The organism is Sphaerotilus sp., from assembly GCF_034519685.1.
Taxonomy (GTDB): domain Bacteria; phylum Pseudomonadota; class Gammaproteobacteria; order Burkholderiales; family Burkholderiaceae_C; genus Sphaerotilus.
The window spans coordinates 1,978,656-1,993,925 of sequence record NZ_JAXHOF010000006.1; the positions used below are offsets into that span (position 1 = coordinate 1,978,656).

At 68.6% G+C, this 15,270-nt stretch carries 13 protein-coding genes; 3 read left to right on the forward strand and 10 right to left on the reverse strand.

Annotation, left to right across the window (positions count from 1 at the left end; all coding sequences use genetic code 11):
• The first annotated feature begins 233 nt into the window (after positions 1-233).
• Together U5O44_RS19945 and U5O44_RS19950 are read left to right on the forward strand one after the other, a co-directional pair.
• Complete coding sequence (locus U5O44_RS19945) at positions 234-1,160, forward strand: glycosyltransferase family A protein (protein WP_322590135.1); 927 nt, start codon at positions 234-236, stop codon at positions 1,158-1,160.
• A 305-nt stretch (positions 1,161-1,465) separates the two neighbouring features.
• Positions 1,466-2,488, forward strand: coding sequence for a glycosyltransferase family protein (locus U5O44_RS19950; RefSeq protein WP_322590136.1), 1,023 nt, complete (start codon positions 1,466-1,468; stop codon positions 2,486-2,488).
• Here the strand turns inward: U5O44_RS19950 and U5O44_RS19955 are convergent.
• Genes U5O44_RS19955 through U5O44_RS19965 form a run of 3 tightly spaced genes read right to left on the reverse strand, consistent with a single transcriptional unit; the run spans position 2,485 to position 6,559 of the window.
• Positions 2,485-4,554 carry a transglutaminase TgpA family protein gene (locus U5O44_RS19955; RefSeq protein ID WP_322590137.1) on the reverse strand — a complete coding sequence of 690 codons (2,070 nt, stop codon included), beginning with the start codon at positions 4,552-4,554 and terminating at the stop codon, positions 2,485-2,487. The two genes, U5O44_RS19950 and U5O44_RS19955, sit on opposite strands and share 4 nt — an antisense overlap.
• Positions 4,551-5,573, reverse strand: coding sequence for a DUF58 domain-containing protein (locus tag U5O44_RS19960; protein WP_322590138.1), 1,023 nt, complete (start codon positions 5,571-5,573; stop codon positions 4,551-4,553). The genes U5O44_RS19955 and U5O44_RS19960 overlap by 4 nt, the downstream gene beginning before the upstream one ends.
• Before the next feature lie 11 nt (positions 5,574-5,584).
• Entirely contained in the window at positions 5,585-6,559 is a 975-nt protein-coding gene (locus U5O44_RS19965; protein WP_416222201.1) for an AAA family ATPase, read from the reverse strand.
• An 81-nt stretch (positions 6,560-6,640) separates the two neighbouring features.
• Between U5O44_RS19965 and U5O44_RS19970 the strand changes: the two genes are divergently transcribed.
• Complete coding sequence (locus U5O44_RS19970) at positions 6,641-7,579, forward strand: histone deacetylase family protein (protein WP_322590139.1); 939 nt, start codon at positions 6,641-6,643, stop codon at positions 7,577-7,579.
• 22 nt (positions 7,580-7,601) lie between these two features.
• On the opposite strand, the gene U5O44_RS19975 is transcribed toward U5O44_RS19970, so the two are convergent.
• Genes U5O44_RS19975 through U5O44_RS20005 form a run of 7 tightly spaced genes read right to left on the reverse strand, consistent with a single transcriptional unit; the run spans position 7,602 to position 15,248 of the window.
• The gene (locus U5O44_RS19975; protein WP_322590140.1) at positions 7,602-8,324 is read right to left on the reverse strand and encodes an energy transducer TonB; all 723 of its coding nucleotides are present in this window, start codon (positions 8,322-8,324) and stop codon (positions 7,602-7,604) included.
• Positions 8,325-8,348: 24 nt separating this feature from the next.
• Entirely contained in the window at positions 8,349-11,726 is a 3,378-nt protein-coding gene (locus tag U5O44_RS19980; RefSeq protein ID WP_322590141.1) for a pilus assembly protein, read from the reverse strand.
• 26 nt (positions 11,727-11,752) lie between these two features.
• Positions 11,753-12,409, reverse strand: a complete 657-nt coding sequence (locus U5O44_RS19985; protein WP_322590142.1) for a pilus assembly PilX family protein — start codon at positions 12,407-12,409, stop codon at positions 11,753-11,755.
• 22 nt (positions 12,410-12,431) lie between these two features.
• Positions 12,432-13,631, reverse strand: a complete 1,200-nt coding sequence (locus tag U5O44_RS19990; RefSeq protein ID WP_322590143.1) for a PilW family protein — start codon at positions 13,629-13,631, stop codon at positions 12,432-12,434.
• A gap of 22 nt (positions 13,632-13,653) precedes the next feature.
• Positions 13,654-14,097, reverse strand: coding sequence for a type IV pilus modification PilV family protein (locus U5O44_RS19995; protein WP_322590144.1), 444 nt, complete (start codon positions 14,095-14,097; stop codon positions 13,654-13,656).
• Positions 14,098-14,106: 9 nt separating this feature from the next.
• Entirely contained in the window at positions 14,107-14,739 is a 633-nt protein-coding gene (locus tag U5O44_RS20000) for a GspH/FimT family pseudopilin (RefSeq protein ID WP_322590145.1), read from the reverse strand.
• Between the two features lie 2 nt (positions 14,740-14,741).
• Entirely contained in the window at positions 14,742-15,248 is a 507-nt protein-coding gene (locus U5O44_RS20005) for a type IV pilin protein (protein ID WP_322590146.1), read from the reverse strand.
• Between the last annotated feature and the right edge of the window lie 22 nt (positions 15,249-15,270).

Genomic DNA, 15,270 nt, shown 5'->3' on the forward strand with positions numbered 1-15,270 from the left:
TTGGAGATAACCGACCACCTGAATATGGGGGTGCGGCTCCGGCATATTCTTTTGTCTGCTTTTTCTCCCGCTGAAATCTCGCCGGAGCACCTGTTCGCGGGGATTTTGCGTGGTACCGATTAACCCCATCGCCAGAGCGTGACGGATTCCGGTTCGCTTTATCAGATTCGCGCTAACAATTGCTTGCAAGCGGGCCAGACCAATTGGCTGCGCTGAACGCGCATGGGGATGATATGGAACAAGAGATTCTGGTGTCGATTGTGCTGCCGGTGCTGGGCAGCGAGGCCGCGTTGGACCGGTGCGTGCGCGGCGTGCTGGCGCAGTCCGAGGCGCGCTGGCAGCTCCTGCTGTCCGGATCGGCAGGCACCCGCGCCTGGGCCGAGGCCTGGGCACGGCGGGACCGGCGCATCCAGGTGCTGCCCGAGGACGTGGCCGGGCGTGCCGCTGCACTGCGTGCCGGTCTGGTGCGCTGCCAGGGCATGTTCACGGTGTTCCTCGACGCAGAGCATGTCTGGGCGAGCGACTTCCTGGCGCTGACCACCGCCTTCCTCACCAGCAACACGCTGGAGGACATGGTCTGCATGGAAGCGCGCACCCCTGAGGGACGGCCGACCGTGCCGCCTCGGCCGGCGGTCTACCGGGAGCACGGCCAGCTGTCGTCGGTGCTGGACGGCGAGGCGGGCCTTTCCCGGAACGCGACCTGGTACCGCGGGGAACTGGCACGCCACCTGCGCTGGGGCGAATACACCCGGCTGGCCGTGACCCTGCTGCGCACCGAGTGCGCAGAGCTGCTCCTGCCCGCGCTCCGGGACGAGAGCGGCGCACTGGACTACCGATTGCAGGCGCGGATGGCCGCGAAATGTGCGGTCAATCTGCTTGCGCTGTCGGGCGCCGTGCACAGGCCAGAGCCGGCCACCGCCGAACAACGGCGCCAGCGCGAGATCGACGCGCTGGCGGTGTTCGACGAGATCCACCGCCGTCAATGGGAAACCGACCGTGAACTGGCCCGCCTGCGCCGCGAGCGCATGGCCCGCATCGAGCAGCGCTTGCCGTTGCAGGCGCTGGGTGCGTGGTGCCAGGCCCTGTGGCGTCGGGTGCAGTCTCCGTCCGGTCCGATGGCGACGGACCTGGAGACGAGGTCCGCCGACCGTTCCCTCTGACAGATCTCACGCCGCCACGGCGTTCGTGATCGACTCGACAAAAGCGGTGATTCCCTGGGCACTGAATCGAGTCCCCCTGGTTGAAGGGTTTGCACAGCGGGTTGCAATTCAATGCCCCGATCTGTGATGCATTGGGGTGCCATTTTCTTTTGTCGCCGTCAGAATGTCGATGTTCAATCTGTCGAGACGAGTTTCTCCAGTCCTGCCGCCCGGTCCATCGAAAATGGATTTGGCGGTGCCAGTGAAGAAGCCCTGATATTCCAGCGCTGATTCATCCTTTGCAACAGTAAGGAAAATTCAGAAACATGTCCGCCATCCTCGCCCCGATCTGCCTGTTCGTCTATGCGCGTGCCGACCTGACGCAGCAGACCGTGGAGTCCCTGCTGAGCAACCCGCTGGCCAGTGCCAGCACGTTGCATGTCTTCTGCGACGGCCCGCGTCCCGGCGCCCGGGCCAAGGTCCGGGCCGTTCGGGACTATGTCCGGAGCATCCGCGGGTTTGCCGAGGTGGTGGTGCATGAGCGCGAGCACAACCTGGGGCTTGCGCAGTCCATCATCACCGGGGTCACGCAAGTGCTGCGCCATCACGACCGGGTGATCGTGCTGGAGGATGACCTGCACCTGTCCAGCGGCTTCCTGGCGTTCATGAACCAGTCCTTGCAGGCGTATGCCGAGCAGCCGAAGGTGCTGAGTGTCTCGGGTTATGCCTTCCCGATCCAGCATGGCCCGCAGCAGGCGCACGACGCCACCTTCGGTCTGCGTGCCAGTTCCTGGGGCTGGGCCACTTGGCGTGACCGCTGGCAGCAGATCGACTGGGAGGTTCGCGCCTATCCGCAATTCCGCCGCAGTCCGCTGCAGCGCCTGCGCTTCAACCGCGGCGGCAGCGATCTGTCGCACATGCTCGACCGCCAGATGGCCGGCAAGATCGACTCCTGGGCGATCCGCTTCTGCTTCCACCAGTTCCAGCACGGCCTGGTGGATGTGTTCCCGGTGCGCTCGCTGGTCGAGAACATCGGCCACGGCGAAGGTGGACAGCATTGCCAGCAGGACGTCCGCGGCTGGAGCACGCGGCTGGACACCGATCCGCCCGCACAGTTCCGGCTGCCGACCGAGGTGCGCACGGACCCGGCGGTGCTGCGGCAGTTCCGCAGCTTCAACAGCCTGTCGGCGCGTGCCGTGCGGGTGGTCCGGCGCCGTCTGGCGACATGCAAGGACTGGCTGGACCAGCGGGGGCAGACGCAGACGCAGGCGCAGGCGCAGGCGCCGACCAAGACCAAGACGCCGCCTGCCGATTCCCGTCCGTCGCGGATGGGCCCGCTGGGCGCCTAGCCCGGTCGGCGCGGGGGCAACTGCGCCGCCATCCGGTGCGCAGCCCGCCAGAGCGGACGCAGCGCGTCCGGTCGGCCTGCAGGGGCGTAGCGCCACTGGCTGAGCTGGTCCAGCACCACGCCGAGGTCGCGCAGGTCCGTGTCCGTCTGCTGCCGCAGGTGGTCGAACAGGCCGGCCGGGGCGAGGTGGTCTGGTGCGTCATAGCCGCGTTGGCGCAGGATCCGGCGCAGGCGCTCCTGACCCCGCAGCCAGGGATCGGGCCGACGTGCACGCGACCGCCACCACACCCCCAGCACACCCAGTCCCACCGCCGCGGCGAAGCCTCCTGCCAGCACGCGTCCGAGGTCACGGCCGTCGAGCCCCTCCCAGCCGAGCCGTGACAGCAGGTCTTGCTGGCGGTGGGCCGAGTAGCCCAGAACCCACTGGTTCCACTGGTGCTCCGCGGCACCCCAGACCGCGCGAGCCTGTTCCAGCAGGGCCGGATCCAGCTCCACCAGCAGCTGTCCGACGGGTCCGCTGGACACGATGGCGCGCTCGCCACGCCGGATGCGCTCGGGTGCGACGGCGCCGGTCGGATCGAGCCGCACCCATCCGCGGTGGGCATGCCAGTACTCGACCCAGGCGTGGGCGTCGCGCTGGCGGACTTCCAGCACATTGTTCAGCGGGTTCACCTCGCCACCGAGGTAGCCGGTGACGATGCGGGCTGGAATGCCCCAGCGCCGCAGCACGACGGTGACGGCACTGGCGTAGTGCTCGCAGAAGCCGGCGCGGCGGTCGAGCCAGAAATCGTCGACCGGGTCTTGCCCGCCCAGCCCGGGTGCCAGGGTGTAGACATAGGGCTGCTGGCGGATGTAGTCGAGCAGCCACTGGGCCAGCTGGGCGCTGTCAGCGGCTGGGTCGAACGCGAGCCGCTGCCGGTCCGCCCAGGCCTGCGTGCGCGGGTGGTGTCCGTCGGGCAGCACGAGGTAGGGCGCCCAGCGCGGATCGTCGGCCGGTACCGGGGCGGCTGCGTCGGTGCCGGGGGCCTGCGCCGGGGTGTGTTCCGGGGTGTCCAGCACGGCGGTGGTGAGCACCCGCATCCGCTCGGACAGCGGTCTCTGGGTGAACCAGTAGCCTTCCGCATGACGAGTCCACTGCCACGAGGTCGCCGCGTCCGGCACGGTGGGGCTGGTGCGGGCGCTTTCCAGCAGCGGCAGGGTCGTGATGCCCAGCGGCTCCACGGTCATCTCGTAGCGCAGGCTGGGCGCGGTACGGGCCTGAGGTGTGCCGGACGCTGGGTCTGCAACGGAGTCGACGCGGCTGCGGCGCTGCCAGCCATTGCCCTCCGGCTCGCTCAGCACCGGGCCGCGGAAATACCGCTGCGCCGGTGCCGGCACCGGCCCGTCGAACTGCAGGCGCAGCGCCAGGCTGTCGTCCTGGGCCAGCTCGGCCACGTCGCCGAGCGAGAGACGGTCCGACAGCCCGGTCTTGCCGGTGCCGGCTCCGGGCATGGCCCACAAGGGCGTGACCCGCGGAAACAGCAGGAACAGCGCGACCACCAGTGGCAGTCCGGTCAGCAGCAGGCGTGCGGCGAGCACCAGGGCGTGGGGCAGGGGCGCGCGGCCGGCTCCCGGGTCGAGGTGGGCCAGCACGAGGGCGGCCACCAGCAGCCACACCGAGATCCCCATGGCCAGCGCGGTGACGAGCGACTGCGAATGCAGAAAATTGACCAGCACCAGGAAAAAGCCCAGGTAGAAGACCACCGTGGCGTCGCGCCGCGCGCGCAGCTCCAGTGTCTTGAGCGCCGTCATCACCACCAGCAGGGTCACCCCGGCGGACGGGCCGAGCAGTGACTGGTGGCTCACCAGCGTGCCGGCGGCTGCACCCAGCAAGGCCAGCACCAGCAGCCAGCGCGAGGGCAGCGTGCCGCCGCTCCAGGCCAGCCAGGCCCGCCAGCCCAGCGCGGCATAGGCCAGCGCTGCACACCAGGGCGGTACCTGCGCCAGCTGCGGCAGCAGCGTCCAGGCCAGTGCGGCCAGCAGGAACAGCGTGTCCCTGGCTTCGCGCGGCAGGGTCGCCCAGCTCATGCGGAACCCCACAGGGCCAGGGCGTCGAGGCAATGGCGCTGGTGCCCTGGGCCGGCGTGTGCCTCGGTGTGCAACGGGCCCAGGCTCACGCGGTAGCGCAGGCCCTGTGCCTGCGCCATCTGCACCCAGGCGCTCAGGCGGCGCAGGCGGGCTTCGGTGTCCAGGCCTGCCAGCCGGTCTCCGTCGAGGTGCAGCTCAAGGGACTGCCGGGGCGGCGGCCGTTCGCGCACGATCAGTCCGCCACCGGCGGCCAGACTGCGCGCCGAGCGGCGCCAGAGCACCTGCGCCGGGCGGTCCTCGCGCCGCCAGGGCCGCACGCCAGCGTCTTCTCCCGGTTCGGGCGGCAGACCGTGCAGACGGCGGATCGGCGCATCGGCCGGGTCGTCGCTGTCGTCGAGCGGCAGTGGTGGCGCATCGACCTCGGGCGCAGGCCAGGCCAGGGGCTGGTGCGCGATCTGCCACACCGTCCAGACCCGGAACAGCCCGAGCGGAAAGCGGCTGGACAGCTCCAGCGTCGGGAGGGTCTGCCGGCCGCGTGCGGTCAGCATGCGCTGGAGCCGCAGGGTGCTGCTGTCCGATCCGGCGGACCAGGGGACCGGCGTGCCTGCGACCTCGTCGCGCCAGCGTGCCACCAGCCCGTGCCGGCCGAGCCGGGCGGGGTGGCGCCAGCCGCTGGTCGGGCGGTCCTCGTGCAGGGTCACCAGGATCTCGACCGTCTGCCCGACAAAGTCCGGCGCACTGGCCTGCACCTGCAGCGTCAGCCCGCTGAGCGTGGCGTGGGTCGCATGCAGGGTGACCAGGGCCGCGCTGGCCAGCGTGAAGGTGAGCAGGTGGCCGAGGTTGAGCTGGTAGTTGATCGACGCCACCAGCAGGCAGGCCAGCAGCACGCCGTAGAGCAGGCCCGATGGGGTCGGCAGGATGTAGAGCTGGCGGTGGTCGAGCCGCACGGTGTCGCTGGGCGGATGGCGCCGCAGCCACCAGGCCTGCCAGCGCTGGCGCAGCGCGGACGCAAAGGGCATGGGCGACCGCCTCAGACCAGCCGCACGGCGTCGAGCATGGCCCGCACCTGGGCCACCCGGCTGCGTCCGGCGCCGCTGCACGGCGGCAGGCGGTGGGCCAATACCGGCACGGCGAGGGCCTGCAGGTCTTCGGGCGTGACATGCGATCGCCGTGCCAGGAAGGCCCGCGCCCGCGCCACCCGCAGCCAGGCCAGCGCTGCCCGCGGCGACAGGCCCTGGGCGAACCACTGGCCATTGCGTGTCACGGCGATCAGCGCCTGCAGGTAGTCGAGCAGCGCTGGCGCCGCGTGGACCTTCTGCACGGCGGCCTGTGCGGCCAGCAGTTCCTGTGCCGACATCACCGGCCGCAGGTGCCGCACCGCTTCGCGCCGGTCATGGCCTTCCAGCAGCGCACGTTCGGCCGACGGGGACGGATAACCCAGCGTCAGGCACATCAGGAAGCGGTCGAGCTGGCTCTCGGGCAAGGCGAAGGTGCCGAGCTGCTCGGCCGGGTTCTGGGTGGCGATGACGAAGAACGGGGCGGGCAGGGTGTGGGTCTGGCCGTCCAGACTCACCTGGCGCTCCTCCATCGCCTCCAGCAAGGCGCTGTGGGTGCGCGGACCGGCGCGGTTGATCTCGTCGGCCAGCAGCACCTGCGTGAAGACCGGCCCTTGATGAAAGACAAAACCTTCGCGTGCCCGCTCATAGACACTGATCCCGATCAGATCGCTGGGTGTCAGGTCGGCGGTGAACTGCACCCTGGAAAATTGCAGGCCGACCGAAGCCGCCAGTGCCTGGGCGAGGGTGGTCTTGCCGACACCGGGGACATCCTCGATCAGCAGGTGGCCTCCGGCGAGCAGGCAGGCCACGCTGTCCAGGATCTGTGCATGCTTGCCGATCACCACCGACCCGACCTGGTCGACCAGGCGTTCCAGGGCATCGGTCAGTGGCGTCGACGGGGTCGCAGGAGCAGGCGGCGTCAGGAGCATGTGATGTGGGCGGTTCATCATCGGTGATACCTTACCCGAACCGAAACGAAGCTTGAGGGACAACACAGCGGACGGCGGACGTCCGGTGTGCCAGACAACATGAGCACTGCCTTTTATTCCCATCCCGATTGCCGCGGCCACGACATGGGCCCCGGTCATCCCGAGTGTCCCCAGCGACTCGACGCGATCGAGGACCACCTGCTGTCCACCGGCCTGGACATCGCGTTGCTGCGGCCCGACGAGGTGCCGCTGGCGAAGCACTCGGACCTGATGCAGGCCCACCACGAGGGTTACCTGCTCGAACTCGACGAGTTCATGCAGCAGGCGGTGCTCACCGGCGAACACCGTGCGCTCGACCCCGACACCACCGTCTGTCCCGGCACCCGCCAGGCGATGCTGCGGGCCGCTGGCGCCGCGGTGGCGGCCACGGACGCGGTGATCGACGGCACCTACCGCAACGCCTTCTGCGCCATTCGCCCGCCGGGTCACCACGCCACGCGCTCGGAGGCGATGGGGTTCTGCTTCTACAACAACGTCTGCATCGCAGCGCGCCATGCGCTGAACGTGCGCGGCCTGCAGCGCGTGGCGATCATCGACTTCGATGTCCACCACGGCAACGGCACCGAGGACATCATCGCCGGCGACGAGCGGGTGCTGATGTGCAGCTTCTTCCAGGACCAGCTCTACCCCTACAGCGGCGGCGTGCCGATGGGCGACAACATGGTCAATGTGCCGGTGCCGGCCTACACGCGCGGCATGGACGTGCGCGAGCTGATCGAGATGTACTGGATGCCGCGGCTGCAGGAGTTCAAGCCGGAGATGGTCTTCATCTCGGCCGGCTTCGACGCCCACCGCGAGGACGATCTCGGACAGCTCGGGCTGGTCGAGGCCGACTACGCCTGGATCACGCAGCGGCTGGTCGACATCGCGGACCGCTACAGCAAGGGCCGCATCGTGTCGTGCCTGGAAGGCGGCTATGTGCTGAGTTCGCTGGCGCGCAGCGTCGCAGCCCATCTGCGGGTGCTGGCGGACGTCTGATGCGCTGAGGCCGCACGCCGCCTCAGCGCGGCGTGTCCTGGGAGCGCTCCGGCAGCGACTCGGTGGCGTACTCGACCTCGATGCGCAGCCGCGAGCGGATCGGGCGCCCGTCGATCTCGCCGGGCGTGAAGCTGCTGCGCAGGAAGGTTTGCCGCGCGGCATCTTCCAGCACGGGTGGCAGTCCGCTGTCGTCGGCCTCGTCGATGCGCACGCGCTGCACCACACCGTGCTCGTCGATGAACAGTGTCAGCACCGCCCGGAATCGGCCGCTGGGCGCCAGTGCCGGGTAGAGCAGGTCGATGGACTGCTGCGGCGTCGGCGGCCGGGTGAGCAGGTTGCGGGGCCAGTAGGCGTGGTCTGCTGGCTCCACCGGGCCTGCGCCCGTGGGAGGCAACCGGTCCGGATCAAGACCATCGGCCACGGCAGTCGACGTGGGTGCAGCGGGGGGCGAGGTTCTGACGGGCGCCGATGCTGACGCTGACGTCGGTGCGGGGGATGCGTCAGACGCCGGGAACGGCGTGGTGGCGCTGGGTGGGGTCGGTGCGACCAGCGCGCTGGTCGCAGACGGTGGCGCCGTGCGCACCTGGACGCTGGAGGCGCGGTCCACACCCGCCCCCGCCCCCGCCCCCATGCCGGCTGACCCTGGCGAGCCGACCGGGCCGACCAGACTGACGGTCAGCACGCCGAGGTGCAGGGCGATCGAGCCGGTCGTGCACAGCGCCAGCGCTAGGCTGCGGGCTGCCATGGTCAGGGCAGTGCCATCCGTGCTTCAGTTCAGCTCGCGCCAAGCGGCACGGCGCACCCGCTTCGGGGGCCCCCCCTCACTCACCCCCGCCGCCTTGAGTTCCGTGCTCTGGTCCCGCTTGGTGAAGAAGGCGCTGACGCGGCCGGCACTGTCCATCACCCGGCTGACACCGACGATGAGCGAGTCCGAGATCCCGAGATCCCGCACATCGCCCGAGGAGAGCTGGAACTGGTAGAGGTAGGAGTTGCCGCCATTGCCGCACGGATCGCCGTTCGGCACGGTCGAGGCGAAGGCGATCAGGTCCGCGCCCAGCGGAATGCCGTCCAGGGCCACCCGCTCGCTGGTTTCCTTGAGGTCGACATACCAGCCGTTCTGGGTATTCCAGTTCACGAACTTGGCTTCGTCCACACGACGATTGGCGTTGAGTTCCTGGCGGACCAGCCTGGCCGCCGGATCGCGCAAGGGGCCGAGCCCCGTGCTGTCGAGGGTGTCGCGGATGGAGTAGACGCTCTGCTGCTCCTTGGTGGACAGGTCGCCATTGTTGAGCAGGCGTCCGGTGGCGAAGGACACGACCGTCACGGGCTGGTTGTCCGCGAACAGCTCGGTCAGCACCGGTTTGGCGGTGATGGGCTGAGGCCGCAGATCCGGGCCGAGTGCCTGTCCCAGCAGCGTGGCTTCGACGCCGGCCGGTGCCACGAGGTCGTCATGGTCAAAGCGCCAGAGGTTGCCTTGCATGTCGCCTGCGTAGAAGCGCAGGGCGGTGTTGTCGGTATCGCTGGGCACCCAGGCGTTGAGGCGTCCGAGGTTGTTCGGGGTCGTCGCATTGCCGGCTGCGGTGACGATCTCGCCTCTGCCGGCACTGCGCTTTTCTCCGGTAAACGCATCCAGCAGATAGAGGCGTCCGCGGCCGTCGTTGCCCGTGACGTTGTTGAGGCCGGACGTGAACGCCACGATCCAGGTGCCGGTGGCGTCCTTGGTGATGACGGGATTGCCGAAGGTATAGCCCAGGTTGACGTCGTCGAATTCCCACAGCAGCTTGGGTGACTCCGGCGTGGTGATGTCCAGTGCGTAGTAGTTGCGGCCACCGGCGCCCATGCCACCGACCAGGATCGTGCGCCACTGGCCACCAGCGAAGATGTCGCCGATGGTGGGGGTGGCGTCGAGCAGATTCCGGTGGCTGGCGTCGTAGCCGACGTCTGCTAGTCGGCGCAGTTGCGACATCACGCCCTTCGGCACGAAGGCCCACAGCTCCTCGCCGCCCGTGGCGTCGTTCTCGTTCGATCCGACCTGAAACGCATGCAGCATGCCGTCGTTGGCGGCGGCGTAGACCATCTTGCGGCGGGTCTCGTTGGCCTTGACGAACTCGGTGTAGCCAGCGTCGGCGTACTTGAACGGGGGCTTGGCGACGTAGACCGGTGCTGCGTTGACAAAGTCGCCCAGGACGTACTTGCGGTCGCGGAACACCTGGTTCTCGGGTGCTGTTGCGCTCATCTGCAGCCGCATGTCACCTCGCAGGAAATTGACCAGATTCTCGCCGGTGGCCTTGGCGCGGGCCGTGTCGATGAGCCGATCGCAATGCGACAGGGTGGTGGTCACGGGACTGGCGGTGCACAGGTTGTCGAAGTCGACGTTCTTGCCCTGCGCCAGCAGGTTGGTGTAGGTGAAGTCGATCAGCTGGTTGGTGTTGCTGCCGAACTTCACGGTCCGGGTGGAAAACTGAGCTGCGTTCATGCGGGCTTGCAGCTTGTCCCGGGCACTCCAGACGGCGGTGCCGCTGCTGGTGTTCGGGGCGATCAGGCCGGAGGTGTCGGCGTTGGTGGTGAACTGGAAGGCGCGCAGGTCGCCGTGCCAGGTGGGCGAGTTGCTGTAGCTGGGCAGGAAGACCCAGTTGTCGCCGGTGACGGGCGTCAGCGAGCTGGCCGAGGCGGCGGCGCTGGAGCCGGCGTCCTTGCTGATCTCGTTGAGCGTGGTGCTGATGGCGTCCGACAGGGTCTTGGGGTCAGTGGCCGAGAAATACTGGCCGCGGCCGTTGACGGCGGCGTGCCAGAGGTCGTCGATGTGGGTTGCATCACCTTGTGGATTGACATCCGTGGGTGTCGGCACGGGCCAGTTCTTGGTGCCATTTTTGAGATCGACAAAATCCCCGGTCAGTTGTGTCAAGTAGTTTCGGTCATAAGACAGGATGCCCTGAACACCAAGGCCAACCGTGAAAGTGTTCAGATGCTGGTGAGTCGCCGGATCGCGCTTGGTGGCTGGCACGTTGTTGGGCATGTCGGTGCGCAGGTCAGTGGCCCAGAAATACTGGGCCACGTCGGCCAGAGAATTGCTGTCTCCACCGCCGGCAGTTCCGGTGCTGTCTTTCATGGGGCGTTCTTCGGCACCGTCCTGTTGGCCAACTGGGGTCCCATTGAGGTTGATCGGGCCGTAGTTGCTGGTTTCCAGGCCTGGATAGCCGGACATGCCGCTGTTCCAGTAACCATCGGTCGACAGCAGTGCGTAGTTGCGCTGGCAGGAATACTGTATCGGGTCTTTCTGACCAGGGAACTTGTTGGCGAAGTAGCGTCCGGTCTTGGACAGTGCGCCCCGCAGCGGGGTGAAGCCGCCATTGGTCTGGGCGGTGTAGAGCAGGTTGTAGAAGCTGCTGCGCTGGGTGCCGGTGAAGTCCTCGATGCCGAGGAAGCTGGTGCTGGTGACGCTGCTGTCGCTGATGACGGTGAAGCCGACGCGGAACTCGCTGCCGATGCTGCGGAAGGCTTCGCCGGTGGCGGTGCGCATCAGCAGGCGTCGGGTGCGGTAGTAGGCGTACCAGTTGGCGTATTTCTGGCGCAGCGCCGCATCGGAGGCCGTGGTGAGCGTGACCGGGATGAACTGGTCGGACGGTTCCGTGATGACCTGCGTGCAGTCCTTGTAGAACGGCGTCGTGCGGTCGATGGTTCCGTCGGCCTTGTAGGCCCAGGACATCGGCGTGAGCTTCTTGTCGTTCTTGTAGTGGTAGTAGACGCTGCCATCGAGCGAGGTGCTGCCGGCGGCGGGGTTGAAGCCGTCGTTCGGGGCGGCGGTGAAGCTGGCGTCGGGGTAGAGGGTGCCGTCGGCGCGCACGGGGGGGCGATAAGGCAGTGCCGGATTGAACGCCAGCCCGTTGCAGTGGGTCGAACGGTAGCCATAATTCTCTCCGGGGTTGCCATCAGCATCCCGTACGCCGGCTTCGTCGGGCATGTGAGCGTCGCCCATCGACCCCGAATCGTCCAGGATGAACATGATGTTCGGCTTGACCTGGGACAGCGTCGCGCTCAGCGGCCCGTCGGCGATCTCGACGGTCTGGGCGAAGGGGCTGCTGACCGCGCCGCAGGCCAGCGCAGCGGCGAGGGTCAGCGGGCCAAGGGGCGGGCGACGGTGGGGCATGGGATTCATCTCGTCGACTCGGATACTCAGAAATGCACCAGCGTCTCGGTGGTGCTGACCGTGTTGCGCGCGCCCTGGGCACGCACGACGATGCGGTAATACTCGGCCGTGCTGCTGGAGCCGATGCGCACCGCGTTCTGGCTGTTGATCTCGCCCTGCTCCTTGGTGCGCTGGCGTGTGCTGTTGAGCGGGCGCGGGCACTGGTTGTTGCCCGTGGTGGAGCTGCCCGCCTCGGAACACAGCCGCACGATGAGGTAACGCGCCGTGATCTGGTTGGCGAGTGTCAGCTCGCGCGCCTTCAGGCAGTCGATCGGGGTCGGGCCACGCTGCGAGCGGCAGCTGTCGTTGTTCCAGTCGATCGCCACGCGCTGGGGCGACAGGCTGGTGGAGGCCGGGTCGAGCCCAGGCACGAGGTGCGCCCAGTAGCCCAGGTCACGCTGCGTGACATTCAGTCCGTCGGGATCGGTCTGCTGGCGTTCGTCCAGCCACTGGATCGCGAGCCGGGTGGCGTCGTCGGTGGCCAGCAGCGTGTCCTGCTTGAAGCTGAGGTTGCCCAGGATGGTGGTGCCGGTGTCGACCGACCGGATCATGGCGACGGCGGCCAGCGACAGCGCGACCACGGTGACCATCGCGAACAGCAGCGAAACACCACGCTGTCCGGCACGCAAGAGAGACGGCTTCATCGAATGGCGGTCCATGGGCGGCTCACGCGGGTTGCCAGAGCAGGTTGCGCAGGGGAATCACGGTCTCGAACACCTTGTAGCGGTAATTGCGCCAGTCATCGCCCGCGCCAGGTGGGGCCAGATCGACACGCAGCGGCGCGCTGGTGACGCCATCGGGATACCAGACGGGCAGGCTGGGCGTCACCCATTCGTTGGCCGTCCGGGCTGCACCGCGCGGCGGGGGGCGCTGCTCGTTCTGCGTGCTGCGGGCAACCACGGCCACCCGCACGGCCACCACGCGCTGCCAGCCTTGGGCCGTGGTCGGCGAAGCCGCACTCCAGACATCGGCCACCTGGTCGGCCGGGGCGCTGGTGTCGAGGCCGTAGACGGCCTGGAGCTGGACGATCTGCGGATAGAGGTCGTCGGCCGTGGTCTGCCCGGTGCGGCTGTCGAAGGACAACTGGCGCAACTGGTAGGGCGTCTGGGCGGCCGGCGTGTCGCACTGGCCGTCGGCGAGTCCTGTCAGGCAGAAGCGTCGGCTGATGAGGCTGCCCAGGTTGAGCAGAAGGCTGCCGGCGGGGTAGGACAGGTCGGTGGTTTGCTGGCCGGGAAAGACGGTGGCGGTGGGATCCTGGTTCCAGGGGCCATCGGCGCCGGCGTCGTGGACGAGCTGGTGGCTCCCCGCGACGGGGTCGGCGCTCAGGTTGAACAGGCTGCAGTGGCGGTTGGCGTCGGTCGGATCGGGTGTCGGGACGGGCACGGCCAGCATCAGGTCGCCTTTCTGATGCCCCAGCCCCGTGTTGCGGCTGATGACGAAGACGCTGCCTGCCCGCAGGTGGTTGGCGGCGACGCGGGTCGGCAGGGCGAAGTCGGCGTGGTTGCTCATCAGCACGTCGAGGCTGTCTGCGGCGCCGTTTGCGCCGTCGGTGATGACCACCGGTGCCAGCGTGCGTTCGAAGCGGGTGGCCATGCCGGCCCGCTGGCCGACCATGCGGCAGCCGATGGCGCCTCCTTCGGAGATGCCGTAGCCGCTGGTCTGCACATCGCGCTGCAGGACTTGCAAGGCCAGTGCGCCATTGACCTGGGCGTCGGAGCCGGCGGTGATGGTGCGCTTGCGGCCCTCGTAGACGGTGGTGACCTGCGCGATGACCAGGACCGCGAGCAGGCCGATCACCATGCCGACCATCAGCTCGATCAGCGTGACGCCGCGCTGGGCGGCTGGAGTGGCGTAAGGCACGGACATGGCGCTCGGGTTCGGATCAGGGTTAGTCAGTGTTGGGGGTGATGGCGGTCGTGGTCCGGAACTGGCGCAACTCGTCGCTGGGCGCTTTCCAGGTGACCTTCACCGTGACCTGGCCGGGGGCCGTCTGGGAGATCTCGGCCGAGCCGATACCGGTGGGCAGGCGCTCGCTGACGCGGGCCATCCAGCGCTGGCAGGGTGGGTGCCCGGCGCAGCGGCCAGCGTCGTAGAGCGCCAGGTTGCGGCTGTCGGTCCACATCGTGCCGACCAGGTCGCTGGCGAGGTAGGCGGCATCGGCGCGGTACTTGGCGCCGCTGGTGGCGCGGGTCATCGACGCCTGCAGCCCGACCAGACCGAGCACCGCCAGCGCGAAGATCAGCAGCGCGATGAGGGCTTCGAGCAGCACGAAGCCTCGGCTGGCGGTGGCGTTGGCGGCGGTGGCGGCGTTGGAGATGGGGTGTCGGGTCACTGGGCCTCCTCAGTTCACCAGGCAGCGGCGGGTGTCACGCGGGTCGGTGGCGGCCGGGTCGCAGGTGCGCACGGTGCCACCGCTGTTCAGCACCACGTGCAGCGTCCGGGTGGTGGCGCTGCCCGGGTGGCGGACCACGATGCAGCGGATGGGCGCGGGCGCCGGCTGCGCGCGTCCGAAGCCATTGAACAGCACCTGGGCCTGTCCGGTGGCGTTCTGGCAGCGCGCGTCTCGCACTTCCACGGTCACCCCGGGCGCACCGTCGCCGCGGGCATGCCGGGCCACCAGGCGCGTGCCGGTGGTGGTGCCGAGCGCCTCTGCACAATGGCCAGCCGGATCGTCCAGGCTGACGACCCAAGAGGCCGAGGTGGACGACACGGCGCAGTTGTTGTCCAGCATGCCGGGGTTGTCGTTCGTCACCAGGGAGAACAGCACCGGCTCGTTGCGGCGCACGGCCTCTGCGCGCGCCTTGGACAGTCCGGTGCTGATCGACTCGGCTGCATTGCGGATCTCGGTGTCGAACATCCAGTCCCGCACCAGCGGCGTGACGGCCAGCAGCAGCGTGCCCAGCACCGCCAGCGTCACCATCAGCTCGATCAGCGAGAAGCCGTCGCCGGCACGCGCGGACCCGGACATCGCCATGTTCAGCACTCCGTCCCGCGCTTGAGCCAGCAGGCCTTGCCACTGACCGCGACGCCCTTGAACTCGGTGGTGCTCTGCTCGCCGGCCTCGTTGAGCGTGTAGGTGTGGCCCTTGGCCTGTCCGCTGGTGCCGGTGGCGGTCAGGGTGTAGGCTTGGTTGCCGTTGTTGCCGCTGAGCGCGCAGCTGTAACCGAACTTGCCGCCTGCCGTCGGGGTGGCCGCAAAGCGGATCTTGCCTTCGCCGCAGCTGCTGGTGCCGTAGTGGCGGTTGTCCTGGTAGTACTGCTCCATGGCGACCCGCTGGCTGGCCAGGGTGCTGAAGGCTTCGGGCAGTTCGCTGCGGCGGATGTAGTCGCTGTAGGCCGGCAGGGCGATGGCGGCCAGGATGCCGATGATGGCCACGACGACCATGACCTCGATGAGCGTGAAGCCGCGTGCGGCTGCGGGCACGGGCTGGAGGCGCGCGGCGAGGGGAAAACCAAGTTCTGAAGCGGAGGCGGGCTGGGCCATGTCGGCGGGCGACCGGGGAATC